Origin of the sequence: Pseudomonas sp. SIMBA_041, assembly GCF_046535095.1 — a bacterium.
Taxonomy (GTDB): Bacteria; Pseudomonadota; Gammaproteobacteria; order Pseudomonadales; family Pseudomonadaceae; genus Aquipseudomonas; species Aquipseudomonas mucoides.
Map to the genome: position 1 here is coordinate 1 of NZ_JAWRXJ010000946.1, position 236 is coordinate 236.

Below are 236 nucleotides of genomic sequence, written 5' to 3' on the forward strand. Positions count from 1 at the left end.
GGGCCTTCCGGGTTCACGTAGATGAGGCCCATCTGCACGGCCGCGAGCGGATTCTCGAGATCGCGGTCGCCCGAGTAACGGCTGTTCGGGCCGCCGCTCAGTTCCAGCCAGATCTTTTCCGAACCCCAGTAGACGTCGTCCGGCTCCCACGTGTCGGCACGGCCGCCGCCGTAACCGAAGGTCTTGAAGCCCATCGATTCGAGCGCGACGTTGCCGGTCAGGATGAACAGGTCGGC

The 236-nt window shown here is 65.3% G+C and carries 1 pseudogene; it reads right to left on the reverse strand.

What is annotated here, in order from left to right:
* Nucleotides 1–236, reverse strand: a pseudogene (locus SB725_RS33930) (catalase-peroxidase); the annotation flags it as partial.